General features: G+C 73.3%; 16 protein-coding genes and 1 tRNA gene. 9 read left to right on the forward strand and 8 right to left on the reverse strand.

What is annotated here, in order from left to right; all coding sequences use genetic code 11:
* Positions 1-71 precede the first annotated feature (71 nt).
* Positions 72-1,337 (forward strand): O-succinylhomoserine sulfhydrylase, encoded by a 1,266-nt coding sequence (locus MF406_RS02615; RefSeq protein ID WP_242896468.1) that lies wholly within the window; start codon positions 72-74, stop codon positions 1,335-1,337.
* Here MF406_RS02615 and upp read toward each other — a convergent pair.
* Complete coding sequence (gene upp / locus MF406_RS02620) at positions 1,319-1,957, reverse strand: uracil phosphoribosyltransferase (RefSeq protein ID WP_242896469.1); 639 nt, start codon at positions 1,955-1,957, stop codon at positions 1,319-1,321. The two genes, MF406_RS02615 and upp, sit on opposite strands and share 19 nt — an antisense overlap.
* A gap of 226 nt (positions 1,958-2,183) precedes the next feature.
* On the opposite strand from upp, the gene tadA reads away from it, so the two are divergent.
* Together tadA and MF406_RS02630 are read left to right on the forward strand one after the other, a co-directional pair.
* Positions 2,184-2,621 (forward strand): tRNA adenosine(34) deaminase TadA, encoded by a 438-nt coding sequence (gene tadA / locus MF406_RS02625; RefSeq protein WP_242897663.1) that lies wholly within the window; start codon positions 2,184-2,186, stop codon positions 2,619-2,621.
* Positions 2,618-2,884 carry an acylphosphatase gene (locus MF406_RS02630; RefSeq protein ID WP_242896470.1) on the forward strand — a complete coding sequence of 89 codons (267 nt, stop codon included), beginning with the start codon at positions 2,618-2,620 and terminating at the stop codon, positions 2,882-2,884. Before tadA ends, MF406_RS02630 begins: the two co-directional genes overlap by 4 nt.
* Before the next feature lie 65 nt (positions 2,885-2,949).
* On the opposite strand, the gene MF406_RS02635 is transcribed toward MF406_RS02630, so the two are convergent.
* The gene (locus MF406_RS02635) at positions 2,950-3,852 is read right to left on the reverse strand and encodes an NAD-dependent protein deacetylase (protein ID WP_242896471.1); all 903 of its coding nucleotides are present in this window, start codon (positions 3,850-3,852) and stop codon (positions 2,950-2,952) included.
* Positions 3,853-4,026: 174 nt separating this feature from the next.
* Here MF406_RS02635 and MF406_RS02640 point away from each other — a divergent pair.
* Positions 4,027-4,112 (forward strand) — tRNA-Ser (locus MF406_RS02640).
* A 155-nt stretch (positions 4,113-4,267) separates the two neighbouring features.
* Here the strand turns inward: MF406_RS02640 and MF406_RS02645 are convergent.
* Together MF406_RS02645 and MF406_RS02650 are read right to left on the reverse strand one after the other, a co-directional pair.
* A complete protein-coding gene (locus tag MF406_RS02645) occupies positions 4,268-4,576 on the reverse strand; it encodes a DUF1778 domain-containing protein (RefSeq protein ID WP_242896472.1) in 309 nt (102 codons plus the stop codon).
* Positions 4,577-4,656: 80 nt separating this feature from the next.
* Complete coding sequence (locus MF406_RS02650) at positions 4,657-5,169, reverse strand: GNAT family N-acetyltransferase (RefSeq protein WP_242896473.1); 513 nt, start codon at positions 5,167-5,169, stop codon at positions 4,657-4,659.
* 83 nt (positions 5,170-5,252) lie between these two features.
* Here MF406_RS02650 and MF406_RS02655 point away from each other — a divergent pair, with 83 nt between their 5' ends.
* Complete coding sequence (locus MF406_RS02655; RefSeq protein WP_242896474.1) at positions 5,253-6,203, forward strand: ImmA/IrrE family metallo-endopeptidase; 951 nt, start codon at positions 5,253-5,255, stop codon at positions 6,201-6,203.
* A 1,613-nt stretch (positions 6,204-7,816) separates the two neighbouring features.
* Here the strand turns inward: MF406_RS02655 and MF406_RS02660 are convergent.
* Both MF406_RS02660 and MF406_RS02665 read right to left on the reverse strand, forming a co-directional pair.
* Entirely contained in the window at positions 7,817-8,881 is a 1,065-nt protein-coding gene (locus MF406_RS02660) for an ImmA/IrrE family metallo-endopeptidase (protein WP_256463926.1), read from the reverse strand.
* Positions 8,878-9,507, reverse strand: a complete 630-nt coding sequence (locus MF406_RS02665; RefSeq protein WP_242896476.1) for a hypothetical protein — start codon at positions 9,505-9,507, stop codon at positions 8,878-8,880. Before MF406_RS02665 ends, MF406_RS02660 begins: the two co-directional genes overlap by 4 nt.
* Positions 9,508-9,895: 388 nt before the next feature.
* On the opposite strand from MF406_RS02665, the gene MF406_RS02670 reads away from it, so the two are divergent.
* The gene (locus MF406_RS02670) at positions 9,896-10,357 is read left to right on the forward strand and encodes a VOC family protein (RefSeq protein ID WP_242896477.1); all 462 of its coding nucleotides are present in this window, start codon (positions 9,896-9,898) and stop codon (positions 10,355-10,357) included.
* A gap of 36 nt (positions 10,358-10,393) precedes the next feature.
* On the opposite strand, the gene MF406_RS02675 is transcribed toward MF406_RS02670, so the two are convergent.
* Complete coding sequence (locus MF406_RS02675; protein ID WP_242896478.1) at positions 10,394-11,221, reverse strand: HAD family hydrolase; 828 nt, start codon at positions 11,219-11,221, stop codon at positions 10,394-10,396.
* Between the two features lie 219 nt (positions 11,222-11,440).
* Between MF406_RS02675 and MF406_RS02680 the strand changes: the two genes are divergently transcribed.
* From MF406_RS02680 to MF406_RS02690, 3 genes are all read left to right on the forward strand, one after another.
* Entirely contained in the window at positions 11,441-12,454 is a 1,014-nt protein-coding gene (locus MF406_RS02680) for a zinc-binding alcohol dehydrogenase (RefSeq protein WP_242896479.1), read from the forward strand.
* A 102-nt stretch (positions 12,455-12,556) separates the two neighbouring features.
* Positions 12,557-12,934: a 6-carboxytetrahydropterin synthase gene (locus tag MF406_RS02685; RefSeq protein WP_242896480.1), complete on the forward strand. Its 378-nt coding sequence runs from the start codon at positions 12,557-12,559 to the stop codon at positions 12,932-12,934.
* Positions 12,931-14,181: a glycosyltransferase family 4 protein gene (locus tag MF406_RS02690; RefSeq protein ID WP_242896481.1), complete on the forward strand. Its 1,251-nt coding sequence runs from the start codon at positions 12,931-12,933 to the stop codon at positions 14,179-14,181. The genes MF406_RS02685 and MF406_RS02690 overlap by 4 nt, the downstream gene beginning before the upstream one ends.
* Here MF406_RS02690 and ribA read toward each other — a convergent pair.
* Entirely contained in the window at positions 14,159-15,523 is a 1,365-nt protein-coding gene (gene ribA / locus MF406_RS02695; protein WP_242896482.1) for a GTP cyclohydrolase II, read from the reverse strand. The genes MF406_RS02690 and ribA overlap by 23 nt on opposite strands.
* Between the last annotated feature and the right edge of the window lie 65 nt (positions 15,524-15,588).

A 15,588-nucleotide genomic window follows, 5' to 3' on the forward strand; every position in this document is an offset into this window, starting at 1 on the left:
CCAGCACGACCGGTGGCCGGGCCACGATCGACGGACCGGAGGGGCGCCGCGCCCCCGGAGAGGAGGAAGCCGTGACCGACCCCAGCTGTTGTCCCGACGGCTACGGCCCCGCCACGCTCGCCGTTCATGGCGGGCACCACCGCACCGCCTTCCAGGAGACGGCCGAGGGCCTGTTCCTCACCTCCGGGTTCGTCTACGACCGGGCGGCCCAGGCCGAGGCGGCATTCGCGGAGGAGATCGACCGGTACACCTACTCGCGCTACACCAACCCGACCGTGACGACCTTCGAGGAGCGGCTCGCGCTCGTCGAGGGCGCCGAGGACTGCTACGCCACGGCCAGCGGCATGGCCGCCGTCTTCGCCGCCGTCGCGTCCCTGGTCCGCGCCGGGTGCCGCGTCGTCGCCGCGCGCGAGCTCTTCGGCTCCAGCCTGGTCCTCCTCAGCGAGACCCTCGCCGGGTGGGGCGTGCGCACCGACTTCGTCGACGGCACCGACCTCGGCCAGTGGGCCGCGGCGCTGGCGACGCCGGCCGACGTCGTCTTCCTCGAGACCCCGTCCAACCCGGCGCTGGACGTCCTCGACCTGCGCGCGATCGCCGGCCTCGCCCACGCCGCGGGCGCTCGGGTCGTCGTCGACAACGTCTTCGCCACGCCGGTCCTGCAGCGCCCCCTCGCGCTCGGCGCCGACGTGGTCGTGTACTCGGCGACGAAGCACATCGACGGGCAGGGCCGGGTGATGGGCGGCGCGGTGCTGGGCCGGCGCGCCTTCGTCCGCGGGCCGCTGCAGGACTTCCTGCGGACGACCGGGCCCACCCTCGCCCCGTTCAACGCCTGGGTGCTGGCCAAGGGCCTGGAGACGATGGCGCTGCGGGTCCGCGCCCAGTCCGCGGCGGCCCTCGAGCTCGCCGCCTGGCTGGAGCAGCAGCCGGGGGTGGCGGCGGTGCGCTACCCGTTCCTGCCCTCCCACCCTCAGCACGACCTCGCCCGGGCGCAGATGTCCGCCGGCGGCACGATCGTCACCCTGACCCTCGCCAGTGCGGCCGGTCCCGACGACGACCCGGCCGACGACGTCGCCCGCACCTTCGCGTTCATCGACGCCCTACGGCTGGTGGCCATCGCGAACAACCTGGGCGACACCAAGTCGATGGTCACCCACCCGGCCACGACCACCCACCGGCGGGTGCCGCCGGACCTGCGGTGGCGCCAGGGCATCCGGCCGACGACCGTGCGGCTGTCCGTCGGGCTGGAGGACGTGGTGGACCTGCGCGCGGACCTCGACGCCGCGCTCGGGGCGTTCCGCGGCGCGCCGGCCGGCAGCCGTCAGCCGGCGACGCCGTAGAGCCGGTCCCCGGCGTCGCCCAGCCCGGGCACGATGTAGGCCCGCTCGTCCAGGCGCTCGTCGACGGCGGCGGTGACGATGGTGACGTCCCCGCGCTCGCCGATCGCCTGGTCCAGCGTCCGCAGCCCCTCGGGGGCGGCGAGCAGGCAGATCGCCGTGACGTCCTGGGCGCCGCGGGCGAGCAGGTAGTTGATCGCCGCCTCCAGCGTGTGGCCGGTGGCGAGCATGGGGTCGAGCACGTAGCACTGGCGGGCGGTGAGGTCGTCCGGCAGGCGGTTGGCGTAGGTGATCGCCTCCAGGGTGCGCTCGTCGCGCTGCATCCCCAGGAACCCGACCTCGGCGGTGGGCAGCAGCCGCGTCATCCCCTCGAGCATGCCCAGCCCGGCCCGCAGGATCGGCACGACCACCGGCCGCGGGGCGGCCAGGTGCACCCCGACCGCCGGCGCGACCGGCGTGGTGACCTCCACCCGCTCCACCCGGACGTCCCGGGTGGCCTCGTACGCCAGCAGCGTCACGAGCTCGTCGACCAGGAGCCGGAACGTCGGGGACTCGGTGCGCTCGTCCCGCAGGACGGTGAGCTTGTGGGCAATGAGCGGATGGTCCGCGACGTGCAGGCGCATGGGGCCAAACGTACCGTCCGGGCATGATGGCCCCATGGGACCGCACCCCGCTGCCGGGCCGCCGACGGCGGCCGCCGGGCTGCCGCCGTCGACTGCTGCTGGGCAGCCCTCTCCCGCTGCCGGGCTGACCCCGCCGGCCGCCGGGCTGACCCCGCCGGCCGCCGGGCTGACCCCGCCCGCCGCCGGGTCGCCGTCGCCCGCTGTGGACACGAAGATCGACGTGGCGATGGCGGAGGCGCTCGACCTGGCCCGCCAGGCGCCAGGCACCGGTGACGTCCCGGTCGGTGCGGTCGTCGTCGGCCCGGACGGCTCCGTGCTGGGCCGGGGGCGCAACCGGCGGGAGGCCGACGGCGACCCGACGGCGCACGCCGAGATCCTCGCCCTGCGCCAGGCCGCGGCCGCCGCCGGGACGTGGCGGCTGGCCGGCTGCACGCTGGTGGTCACCCTGGAGCCGTGCACGATGTGTGCCGGCGCGGTCGTGCTCGCCCGGCTCGACCGAGTCGTTCTCGGGGCGTGGGACCCCAAGGCCGGCGCCGCCGGCTCGGTGCGCGACGTCCTCCGCGACGCCCGGCTCAACCACCGGGTGGCCGTCGTCGGCGGGGTCCGGGCGGCCGAGAGCGCCGCGCTCCTGCAGGACTTCTTCAGCACGAGGAGGCAGCCATGATCCGTCGTCGGCTCCGGGTCCACGGCTTCGTCCAGGGGGTCGGCTACCGGTACTCCTGCCAGGCGGAGGCCCAGCGCCTCGGCCTGGCCGGGTGGGCGGAGAACCGCCCGGACGGGACGGTAGAGGTGGTGGTCGAGGGCGGCGAGGAGGACGTCGCGGCGCTGGTGGACTGGGCGCGGCGCGGCCCGCGCCACGCCGAGGTCAGCCAGGTGGACGTCGCGGCGGAGGAGCCGGCCGGGCTGTCCGGCTTCGAGACCCGCTAGTCCGGGCCGGCCCTCCGAGACCCGAGCAGCCACCCGGTGCCGCCCGGGGCCCCGGTCGGCCCGGGTCAGCGTTGGTCCGCGACCGGGTCACCTGCCTGCTGCCGGTACAGCCCGTCACCGCCCGCCGGAGCCAGCCGGTCGGCCAGCGCGACCAGGACCGGCGTGGTGCCGGCGTCGATCTTGACCGTGGCGAGATCGTCCCCCCGGGTGGTGCCGCGGTTGACGATGACGATCGGCCGGCCGGTGCGGGCGGCGTGCCGGACGAAGCGGAGCCCGCTGAGCACGGTGAGGGAGGAGCCGGCGACCAGGAGGGCGTCCGCCTCGTCGACCAGCTCGAGGGCCGCCGCCACCCGCGGGCGGGGCACGTTCTCCCCGAAGAAGACGATGTTGGGCTTGAGCATCCCGCCGCAGACCGGGCAGGGCGCCACCCGGAAGTCCTCGGTCTCCTCCACCACCGCGTCGGCGTCCGGGGCGATCTCGACGTCGGCCACGACGCGGTCGACGAAGCCCGGGTTCAGCGCGTCAAGCCGCTCGTGCAGCACGGACCGGGGCTCCACGTGGCCGCAGTTCAGGCAGACGACCTCGTTGTAGTGCCCGTGCAGGTCGATGACCCGGCGGGACCCGGCCGCCTGGTGGAGCAGGTCGACGTTCTGGGTGATCACCCCGACGACGACCCCGGCCTGCTCCAGCCGGGCCAGCGCCCGGTGGCCGGCGTTGGGGGCCGTCTCGCGCATGTGGTGCCAGCCGACGTGGTTGCGGGCCCAGTAGTGCCGGCGGAACCGCTCGTCGCCGACGAACTGCTGGAAGGTGATCGGCCGCCGCGGCGGGGAGTCCGGGCCGCGGTAGTCCGGGAGGCCGGAGTCGGTGGAGATGCCAGCGCCGGTGAGCACCGCGACGCGGCGCCCGGCGAGCACCTCGACGGCGCGGTCGAGGAGCGCCGCCGGTGCCTCCGGGCCTGAGCTGGTCATCCCAGCAGGCTACGGCGGGGCGACCCCGCCGGCATGGGGCGTAGGTGCGACTCTGGGGCAGCGGGCACGGGTCGGGGTCACCGGTCCCGCCGCGCGGCGGCGCGTGGATGGGGTGGTCCGCTGCCGGAGGGCGTTTGGGAGCCCTCCGCCCTGGCGGGTAGCATCGTCCGCCGGGGTAGCGTGTCCGAGCGGCCTAAGGAGCACGCCTCGAAAGCGTGTGAGGTTCATAGCCTCCGTGGGTTCAAATCCCACCGCTACCGCCGAACGAAGGGGCCCCCATCCTCAGAATCCTGCCGGATGTGGGGCCCTTCGTCGTACCGGACCCTGCACCCCACCCGTCCGTCGGCCGGGACGGCGACGGAGCGCGGCCCGGATCAGCTCCGGACCGCCCTGTCGTACCGCTCGAGGGGCACGCTCAGCGCGTCGCAAATTCCTTCCTGCCGTGCTTCTGCGTGTCACGCCGTACCGCCGCGATGAGCGCCGCGAGCTCGGGCACGACCTGCGGCTCCTCGGCGAGGGCGGTCTCGACCTGGTCGAGCTCGCGAGGGGTGAGGCGGATGACGCGGTCGCGGAGCAGGACCTCGCGGGCGCGCTCCATGGCGGCGCCGAGCACGAAGGCGGACACGTCCTGCTGCTGAGCGGCTGCGGCTTCGCGGATCGTAGCGAGCGCTTCGGGGGACAGGCGCATGTTCAGGCGCTCTGACCGCACGTCTGCGGTGGGCATACTGACACCTCTCGTGTCACGCGTTGGATGACTCTGCTGTCTCTGGGCGTACAGCCACTGTACGCACCTGGTGCGTACGGTCAACTGGGATTCGCCGGGGCGAACGTCACGCGGAGGTCCTTCGTCGTCAGGAACAGGCTGAGGTCGTGGTCCAGGAACCGGCGGAACCCGCACTTGAGGTAGAAGCACGCCGCGTCCTCGTGCAGGGCGTGCACGACCACGAGCTCGAACCCGACGCTGTCCGCCGCACCCAGGAGCTTCTGCAGCGCGTCGAAGAGCAGCAGCCGGCCCACGCCCTTGCCCTGGTAGTCGGTGTCGACGGCGAGCTTCGCGATGAGCACTGCCGGCACCGGGTAGCCTCGGCTGCGTCCCACAGCGGACTCGGCGTCGGCTGCCTGCAGCTCGAACGTGCGCATCGAGTAGTAGCCGGCGACGCGCCCGGCCCGCTCGTCGAGGAGCAGCGTCGTGCGGGTGTTGTTCTTCCGCTCGTTCTGCCCCGCGTACTGGACGAGCCACTCGTCGAGCTCCTGCTCACCGCAGCTGAACGGGTGGAGCTTGAGCGCCTCAGGGGTGAACGGCCGCGCGATGAGCATCCTGATCAGTGCCCTTCCGTACCCGAGATCGAGAGCCGTGGACACTCTACGGTGAGGCGGCGACACGGGAACGAGCCGAAGCGGTGCCCGTCCCCGTGCTGCCTCCGTCCCAGGTCCGTGCGGACGTCCACTGGCTCACCGGCCAGGCCGACCCTCGTCGACTGCGACTTGCGGCCCGACACACCTTCGACCACTCGACAGGCGCGCGGGAGGTACCAGATCTGCAGGCCGACCGACGAGTGCTGGGGGACATCGAGCTCGCCTACCGCCAGGCCGGCGACCTCGGGGAGTCCGTGGAGGTTCCCGCCACCCCCGCAGCGGCACGGGAGGCCCTGGGTGAGGACTTCGTGTTCCCGTTCCTCGAGCGGCTCGAGGAACGCCTCGGGATCCACGTCGTCCGCGTGCCCGAACTGTCCACCGCCTACTGCTTCTCCATCGGCGGGCGGCACGTCATCGCCATAAAGGTGACAGGCAAATGGTTCTACGAGAACTTCTCCCTGGCGCACGAGCTGGCACACCTCGCAGACGGCTCCCGGTCCACGGATGCTGTCGACGATGAAGCAGAGGCTGCCGCAAACGCCTTCGCCGCCGAGCTGCTCATGCCCGCTCGCACGATGCGCGCAGCGGGCTTCGAGAGCATCACCGCCGAGGGGCTGGCACGGTGGGTGTGGGATCACGGGGTTTCTACGGACGCCACCGCCCGCCGCGTCGCCGCCTGCGGGATCGCCGCTGCCGGTGCTGTGCACCAGTGGGCCGAACAGCCGACGCAGCGCCTCCTGCGTCGGCACTGGCGCTCTTTCGAGCCTGGCGTCGACGCAATCAGCGAGCGGATGGCCGCTGCCGCCCGTCGGCACTTTCCGCAACAACTGCTCCACACCCATCTCGAGCGGGTAGAAGACGGCCTGATCGGGCCGGAGACGCTCGCGTGGATGCTCGACGTGGACGTTGTGGACCTCGACCTCAAGGCGCCAGAGCTTCCGGCAGGAGATGTCGACGCGTTGGCCGCCGAGCTTGGCTTGAGCGCCGCCCCGTGACGACAATCCTGTTCCCGGACAACACGGTTCTGGTGAACTTTGCGGCACATAAATCGCGTCGACCTGCTGCACCACATCAGGGTCGGCAGACGCCGCTTAGACTTGATGAGCCGTTCGATCTCACTCGGGCCTATCGCCGCTCGCCCTAGTTTTCCGGACGGCACCGTCGACCCTACCTTTTTCCAACACCACCCTTGATCCTGCGTTTAGCATTGAGGAACGTCGGCGCAGTTCTCGTACGCGGGAGCGAGCGAAGGGGCTCACCATTGATGCGTTCCCAGCGATTCCCGTTCGCATCCTGGAACTGAAGGATCACTTTCATTAGACCGAAAACTCGTCCTGGATGAAAGTAGTTTGTAAAGATCTTCTCCTCATGCGGAGCAATCTCACTAAACCCTAGGGTGAAGTCAACTTGGCGCCCGTCTTCCAGGAGGAGTGACGCACGTATGTCAGAGAAGGTTTCGGCGCTCGTTGAAATAATGCGCACCTTGACCATGTACGCTTCGGAAGTCACAACTACCCGCCGGTCGGGCCCTATTCCAATTAGATCCTGCGACCCATTGCTCTCGGGCTCCACCGGTGCACCCGGAAGTACTTGAACTGGCACAGCGCCTCCTACCGGAGCGAGGAGTCGCGCCTGTGCTTTCTTGCGATCCTCGAGGCTCCCGGTATAGAGGAAGACTGCCCAGAAGACCGCCCCTACAGTACCGATTGCGCCAATCCACGTTGGCACGTCTCCCCAGGTAATTGCCCAACTACACATATCGGTCTAGCCCGCCGTAAATATTCAGTGACCCTGCCGGGAGGTGCATGATCTCTTCTTCCCACCAGACATTAATCCGCTACGGAATTCCGCGCCGTGAAGCATGACGTAGCCCTTGCTCTCGACGCACACTCTACCGTGCGCGCGGGCCGGGGTAGGAATCCTGTCGGTGTTCACCGTCATGCCTCTCGAGATGAAGGATCGGGTCGACGCCGGCGCCGGTGGATCTCGCCACGCTCGGGTGTAGACGACGTGTTGGCATCGCTCCAGCAGATGATTCACAGGCAGCGAGGTGACTCCCGGGCGTGATCGGTAACACCAACCTCCCTGGCCGGGAGGCCAGGACGTACCGTCGAAGCATGGACCCGAAGTCGGAGATCCGCAAGTCCATGCCAGGCGCCGGGCGCGGACCACCTCGGCCTCGGTGATAGAGCTCGAGCTCTCGGTGCTGCGAGCACACGCCCACGCAATCCTCAGCACCAAGACGAGCAGCGGCCACCACCACACCGAAGCCGAGACGGCGGACCGCCCTGGTGAACACACAATCCGCCGCCCGTCGCCCCCGCCGCTGCCGGCGAACGCGAGCGCGCTGACGAGCGCGGAGCGCTCGGCTCCGCATCGGGGTGATCGAACGAGACAAAGGCCTGTTCGTGGCCGCATCGGCGCGGCCGGGGCAGCCGACCCCCTGGCCAGCTGCGGCCCGCACAGCGGGGCGCGCAGTCGGGTCATGCCCAGCTCAGGGGCACAGAACGTCACCCGAGGGCAGGCCCCCGAGCGCCGTCGACCAGGTTGGAACGCCACCCCGAAGCCCCCGTCACCCTGGTCAGGGTGGCGGGGCTTCGTCCTTGAGCTACACCGACGTGAGGTGTCGCCACGGGCTGTCAGGCCGGCGCGGCACGAACAACTGGTTTTCCTCGGGCGATGAGAAGCCCGCGAGGCGGGCAATCTCGTCGTCGTCCAGACCCTTGGCCGCCAGCTGGTCGGCGACGTGCTGGACCAGGCGCGGTGCCTCGATCGGCACCTCGTCGCTGGCCGGCTCGTGAATCCGCCACCGCCGGTTGTTCATCTGCTTGTATAGGGAGGCCCGCTCGGCGGAACTGAGAACACCGAGCTGGTACGCCCGCTCGATGAGGGCTGCGATGGAGGTTCCCCAGTACCGCTTGAGCTCCACGAACCGAGCCAGGGTTAGCCGGCTGCGGAGCATCGGCTTGATCTCCTCGGCCGGCATCAGCAGCTCGGCAGCGAAGGCGTTGGCGTGACCCTCGAGGTCACCGTCGGTGTACTGCGAGTGCAGCACGAGGTGCCCCAGCTCGTGCGCCAGCGTCAGCCGCTTACGGTCTGGAGGAGCGGCTGAGTTGAGCATCACTACCGCATAGTCGTCGCTCCACTGCGACAGCCCGTCGACGCGGGCTGCTGAGCCAAAATCTTCCTCGAAGATCAGGATCCCGGCGGCCTCCATCCACGCGGCGAGGGAATGGACGGGGCCGACCGGCATGTGCCACTGAAGCCGCACCATGCGTGCAGCGTCCTGTGGCTCGTCGATGGCCGGGTCGAAGGCTGGGACCTGCAGCTCGGCGCGGAGGCCGACCTCGCTGCGCAGCGCCTTGGTGTGCAGGCGCAGCATGTTCAGCCTGGCCTCCAGACTGCGCCAGACGCTCACCTTGGCGGTGGCGCGCCGCCGCATGTGGGCGGTCACAGCGATCCCCCCGCGCATCCGGTCGCCGTGCTGGAGCAGCTCCGGGGTGACGCCCAGAGCCCGCGCGAGCTGCTCGAGCACGTCGGGTTCCGGGGCGCGCAGGTCGTGCTCATACCGCGAGAGCGCTGCCTGGGTGACCTGGGCGGCCTCCGCAAGCTCCTCTTGCGTCATTCCTCGAGCTCGGCGAGCCGCCTCGAGGACCTCGCCGATTCCGGTCACTGTCCCTCGGCCCCCCTCTCGTCGTTCGCCGCCTCGCGCGAAGCGTCCAGCAGATCCACGGTAGGCAGGTTCGGCAGGATCGGCTCGTAGACGAACGGCTCGGCGCCCGCGCCGCCCCCGTCGATGGAGTAGGCCCACACCACGTTGTTCTTGCCCTCGCGGTAGGAGATGACGGCACTGCCGATCTCACGGGTGTCGCGCTTCCAGCGGTACCCGACGGCGAGCGGCACCCGCTCGAAGCCCTCGAACGTCACCGATGCACCGCTCCAGAACACCAGGTCGCTCGGGGTTGAGTACGAGCGGATCCGGTCCGACTCGTTGTGTCGCTTCACCCGGGCCACGTAGCCGCGGCCACCCGCGGTCTGGATGCCGATCTCACGGTACGGCTCGCTTGCGGTCAGCTTGATGCCGTCGACGCCCTCGAGCTCGTCCTCGAGGTGTGCCCACAGGCGGGGGTGGATGAGGTTGGCCAGGTCCCGCTCGAACATCCGCAGCACCCAGGACGGGAACGCCGCGCGGAAGGCGGCGTAGTCATCGCGCGCGTTGTCCGTCGCTCGCAGCAGGGCCAACGGGAACTTGTCGCCGATGTCGTCCAGCACGGACTGCGAATCGCGAGGTGTAAACATACCGGAAAATATACCACCTGCGTGGACGGGCGCCGCAGCACGCGCGGCCGACGCGCTGGCGTCCTCCGAGCACCCGAGGGCGCGACGCAACTACTGGACTGCTGGCAGTCTCCCGCACGATCGCCCGTCGTCGTGCCGGCAAGGTACCGCGCGTGCGCACACCATGACCGGCTAGACCTCGCCCTACGCCGTCGTGCGCCCCGGCCCGTGGCTCGGGATCGCCGCCGAGCACCGGCCCGACTTTGCGGTGGTTCGGGTGACGGAAGTGAGCCAGCACCCCCGGGCCGCGGGCCGGCAGCCCGTATTGCTGCTGACACGCGCGCCGGTGCCCTGCCAGCATGGGCTTGCCCGCCGCCCGGCGGGCAAGCACGGTCAAGGGAGACACGTCATGGCGACCGCAATCTTCGTCAACCTGCCCACCACCGACTTGGACCGGTCGAAGGCGTTCTTCACCGGCATCGGCTGGCGGCTGGACCCGAACTTCACCGACGACAACGCGGCCTGCGTCGTCATCGACGAGAACATCTACCTGATGGTGCTCACCCGCGAGTTCTTCGCCACCTTCACCGACAAGCCGATCGTCGACCCCCGCACCTCCATCCAGGTGGAGACCGCACTGAGCTGCGACAGCCGGGCGGACGTCGACGCGTTCATCGACCGGGTCGTCGCGGCCGGCGGCACCGAGCACCGCACGGCGCAGGACTACGGCCCCATGTACTCCCGTGACTTCGAGGACCCGGACGGCAACCTCTTCAGCATGATCTGGATGGACCCGGTCGCCGCCGAGCAGGGCTGGGACTCGGCCGAGGCCCAGCAGCCGGCGGCGGACTCCCAGGGGGCGGACGGCTAGGTAACGCGGCGGGCGCGGCCGGACGGACGGCCACGCTCACCCGGCCCGACGGCTCCGCGCGGCGACCAGCGCCTCGATGAGCTCGGCGACGGCGTCCGCGCCGTGGTCGCCGATCTCCAGCCGGGCCAGCGCCTTGACGGCCGGTCGGGCGTTGGCGACGGCGACCGGCGTGCCGACCTCGGCCAGCCAGACCAGGTCGTTGTCGCCGTCGCCCACGCCGGCCGCCCGGACCGGCGGCACCCCGAGCCGGTCCAGCACCGCGGCGAGCGCCGCCCACTTGTCCGCGCCGGCCGCGCTCATCTCCCAGGACCAGTCCATCGACCTGGTCATCCGCGGGAAGCGCGCGGCGACGACGGGCCCGAGGGCGTCGACGTCGGCCGCCTGCCCGAACAGCATCGCCTTGGTGATGCCCGTCGTCGGCAGGTCCGCCGCGGGCACCTGCACCGGCTCGGCCCCGGCGGTGACCGCCGCCAGGTACGGGTAGGCCGGACTGCCCTCGACCAGCACCATCTCCTCGGCGGTGAAGAGGATGGGCTCCACGCCCCGCGCCAGGGCCAGGTCCACCAGCCCCCGCACCTCGGCCGGGTCCATCGTCGCCACCCGCAGCCGCTCCCCGGTGCGGGTGTCCACGGTGACCGCGCCGCCGGAGGCGATGGCGAAGCCCTCGACGCCGGCGTCGTGCAGGATCTGCGCCGCGTCGGCCGCGATGCGCCCGGTGATCACCACCGGCTCGACACCGGCGGCGTCGAGCGCGGCCAGCGCCCGCAGCGTGCGGTCGCTGACGAGGTGGTCCGCCCCGGCCAGCGTGCCGTCGACGTCGAAGGCCATCACCTCGGCGTCGAGCAGGTCGGGGGGCAGCTCCACGGGCACTGGCCTCCGTCGGTGGTGGGGACGCGTTTGGGTCCACGGTAGCCCCGGCCCGGCAGGCCGCCGACGGCGGGGTCGCCGACGGCGGGACGCACCGGCCCGGCAGGGTTGCCACGGTGGCGGGCACCGACGGCGGGGCGCACCGGACGGGGAGCCCTCGGCCGCCGTCGGCGCTGCCTGGCGTGCGTGACCCGCCGCGCCCGGCAGAATCGAGCGGTGACCTCGTGGACCGCGTACTGGACGACGGCGCCCGGTCAGGGCGAGCTGCGCGGCGAACCGGCCCGCCGCCCGGGTCCGGGCGAGGCGCTGGTCCGCACGCGCCGGTCCGGGATCTCCCGCGGCACCGAGACCCTCGTGCACCGCGGCGAGGTCCCGGCCGCCGTCGCCGACCGGATGCGCGCCCCCTTCCAGGAGGGGGACCTCCCCGGGCCGGTGAAGTACGGCTACCTCTCGGTCGGCGTCGTCGAGGACGGCCCGCCCGAGCTCCGCGGCCGGCGGATGTTCTGCCTCTACCCGCACCAGGACGCCTACGTCGTGCCGGTCACCGCCCTGACCCCGGTGCCCGACGACGTCCCGGACGACCGCGCCGTCCTGGCCGGCACGGTGGAGACCGCCGTCAACGCGGTCTGGGAGGCCGCGCCCCGGCTCGGGGACCGGGTCGCCGTCGTCGGCGCCGGGATGGTGGGTGGCGCGGTCGCGGCCCTGCTGCGCCGCTTCCCGCTGGACCGCCTGCAGCTCCTCGACGTCAACCCGGCCCGGGCCGGCCTGGCCCGGGCCCTGGGCGTGGACCTCGTCGAGCCGGCGGACGCGGCCGGGGACTGCGACGTCGTCGTGCACTGCTCGGCCAGCGAGGACGGCCTGGCCCGCGGGCTGGACCTGCTCGGGGAGGAGGGGGAGCTGGTGGAGGTGTCCTGGTACGGCACCCGCTCCCCGCGGGTGCCGCTGGGCGGTGCGTTCCACGCCCGGCGGCTGACCGTGCGGGCCAGCCAGGTCGGCGCCGTCGCCGCCGCCCGCCGGGCCCGCCGCACCACCGGGGACCGGCTGGCCCTGGCGCTGCGGTTGCTCGCCGACCCCGCCTTCGACTCCTTCCTCACCGGGCGCAGCCCGTTCACCGCCCTGCCGGCCGCCATGGCGCAGGTGACTGCCGACCCGGACGCGCTGTGCCATGTGGTGACCTACGACGCCGACGCGGCCGACGCGGCCGGCGCGGCCGGCGCGGGTGGCGCCTGACGCCCACTACGGCCGGGTTCATTGAGGCTCGGCCGAGGCCTGGCACCGCCCGTCAGCCCCGACCTTCCCCGCACCCGCCCAAAGACCGACCCGAGGAGACCGATGTACCGCCTGACCGTCCGCGACCACATGATGATCGCCCACTCCCTGCCGCACCCGGCCTTCGGCCCGGCCCAGCAGCTGCACGGGGCGACCTACGTCGTCGAGCTCACCATCCGCCGCCGCGAGCTGGACGAGGCGGGCATCGTGCTCGACATCGGGGTCGCCACCGGCCTGCTGCGCGAGGCGCTGGCCGACCTGGACTACACCAACCTCGACGACCACCCCGACCTGCGCGGCACCCTGACGACCACCGAGACGCTGGCGCGGGTGGTGGCCGAGCGCGTCGCCGGCCGCCTGCCGGCGGGGACCTTCGCCGGGCTCGACGTCGTCCTGCGCGAGCACCCCGACGCCTGGGCCGGGTACACCCTGGACCTGTGAGCGGCAGCGGCGGACCCGCTCCCGGCGGTGCGGGAGCCTCGGGCGGGGGTGCCGGACCGTCGAGCGGCGCCGGATCCTCTCGCGGGGGTGGTGCCGAACCCTCGCCCGGTCGGGCCGGACCGTCGAGCAGCGCCGCCGCGCTGGGCCTGATCACCTGGGACCGGACCGCGCCCAGCGGCGGGAACACCTACAACGCCGAGCTCGTGACCGCCCTGCGCGCGAGCGGCACCGACGTCGTCGTGCACGCCCTGCCGGGGCCCTGGCCGGACCCCGGCGCGGCCGACCTCGACGCTCTGGCCGCGGCGCTCGCCGCGCACCGGGCGAGCGTTGTCGACGGCATCGTCGGGTGCGCCGCCCCGGACCAGGTGGCCGCGGCGGTGCGGGCCGGGCGCTCGGTCGTCCTCCTCGTGCACATGCCGCTCGCCACGGAGCGCGGCCTCGACCCAGCCGCCCGCACGCGCCGGGACCGGGCCGAGCGCCGGGGGGTGCGGGCCGCGACCGCCGTCGTGGCCACTTCCGCGACGGCGGCGGCGGACCTGGCCCGGCGGCACGGGCTCGGCACCGTGCACGTGGCCCGGCCGGGTGTCCGGCCGGCCGCGCCGGCCGGCGGCACGGCGGGCACCGGCGGCCCGCCGCACCTCCTGGCGCTGGCGGCGCTGACCCCGACCAAGGATCAGCTGACCCTCGTCGCCGCCCTGGCCCGGGTGGCCGACCGGCCGTGGACGGCGGCCCTGGTCGGCCCGGACGACGCCGACCCGGGCTACGCCGCGGCGGTCCGGGCGGCGGTCGACGCCGGCGGGCTCACCGGCCGGGTGGCCGTGCCCGGCCCCGCTACCGGGCCCGCGCTGGCGGCGCAGTGGGCCCGGGCCGACCTGCTGGTCCTGCCCTCCCGGGCGGAGACGTTCGGGTTGGTGGTGCTCGAGGCCCTGGCCCGCGGCGTGCCGGCGCTCGTCGGGGCCGGCACTGGCGCGGTGGAGGCGCTCCGCCTGGGCGCCGGGGACCGGGGGCTGCCCGGCGCCGCGGTGCCGCCGGGGGACCCGGCAGCGCTCGCCGCCACCCTCCGGAACTGGCTGGACTCGGCGGACCTGCGGGGCCGGTGGCGGGCGGCGGCGCTGGCCGCCCGGGAGGGCCTGCCCACCTGGGCCGGGACGGCCGCGGCGGTGCGGGAGGTGCTGGACCCACCGGGGCCGGCGGACCCGCCGCCGCCCGCCGGGCCCCCGCCGGTCAGGGACGCCGGACGGCGGTGAGGTCGAACTCGGTGCACACGTCCGGGCCGAGCACGAACCGACGGGTCGGTGCGGTCAGCGCGTCGGCCATCCGGTCCGAGCCGGTGAACCGGATGCCCGGGACGCCGTCGCCGATGAGCACCGGCGCGATGGTGAGGAAGAGCCGGTCCAGCAGCCGGGCAGCGAGGAACTGGGAGACCGTCCGCCCGCCGCCCTCGACCAGCACCCGGCCGAGCCCGCGCGCGTGCAGCTCGCCGAGCACGTCGGCCGGGTCGAACCGGCCGGCGGTCAGCGGCAGCCGGACGACCTGCACGTGGGCCGCCGTCGCCGGCACGCCGGCGGCCGGGCCCAGGCACCAGAGGGTGGGGGCGGCGCCGTCGGTCAGCACCCGCGCGTCGGCCGGCACCCGGGCGGCTGGGTCGAGCACCACCCGGACCGGGTCGGCGCCGGGCACCGCCCGCACGGTCAGCCGCGGGTCGTCGGCGACGACCGTGCCCGCGCCCACGACGACGGCGTCCACCAGGGCGCGCAGCCGGTGCAGGTGCTCGCGGTCGGCCGGGCCGGTGACGAACTCCGCGTCGCCGGTGCGGGCCGCGATGAACCCGTCGCTGCTCTGCCCCAGCTGGGCGATGGTGGCGGGCCGGCCGAGCGCGACGAGCGGGCCGTAGCGGTCCAGCAGCGCGGCGTCGTCGGGGGTGGGGGCGACGTCGGGCACCCGCCCGGCGACCAGCTCGCCCCACACCGGCGGGGCGGCGGCGTCGTGGCCCATCCGGTGCCGCTTGGTGGTCAGGTAGAACGAGTTCTCCGGCCGGTCCACCACCGGCAGGCGGTGCCGGGCGACCACCTCGATCCCCAGCTCGGCGAGCTTGGCCGCCTTGTCCGGGTTGGCCGACATCAGCCGGACCCGGCGCACGCCGAGGTCGTGCAGGATCTCGGCGGCCTCGTCGTAGGTGCGCGCGTCCGCCGGGTAGCCCAGCCGCAGGTTCGCGTCGACGGTGTCCACCCCGGCGTCCTGCAGGGCGTAGGCCTCGAGCTTGGCCAGCAGGCCGATCCCGCGGCCCTCGTGGCCGCGGAGATAGACCAGCGCGCCCCGCCCGGCGAGGCTGATCTCGTGCAGCGCGGCGTCGAGCTGCTCCCCGCAGTCGCAGCGGTAGGACCCGAGCGCGTCCCCGGTCAGGCACTCCGAGTGCACCCGGACCAGCGGGGCGAGGTCCTCCTCGGCGGCGACGTCGCCCATCACCAGCGCGACGTTGCCGAGCCCGCCGCCGCCGGCGTAGCCGTGCATGACGAAGGTGCCGTGCTCGGTGGGCAGCGTGGTGGTGACGAGGCGGCGGGCGCCGGTCCGGGGTGGGGTCGCAGACATGCCGCACACGATGGCACAGCGCCTGGGGGCCGGCACAGCGCCCGGTGGCCGGTGCAGCGGTCGAC

Source organism: Georgenia sp. TF02-10 (genome assembly GCF_022759505.1).
Lineage (GTDB): Bacteria > Actinomycetota > Actinomycetes > Actinomycetales > Actinomycetaceae > TF02-10.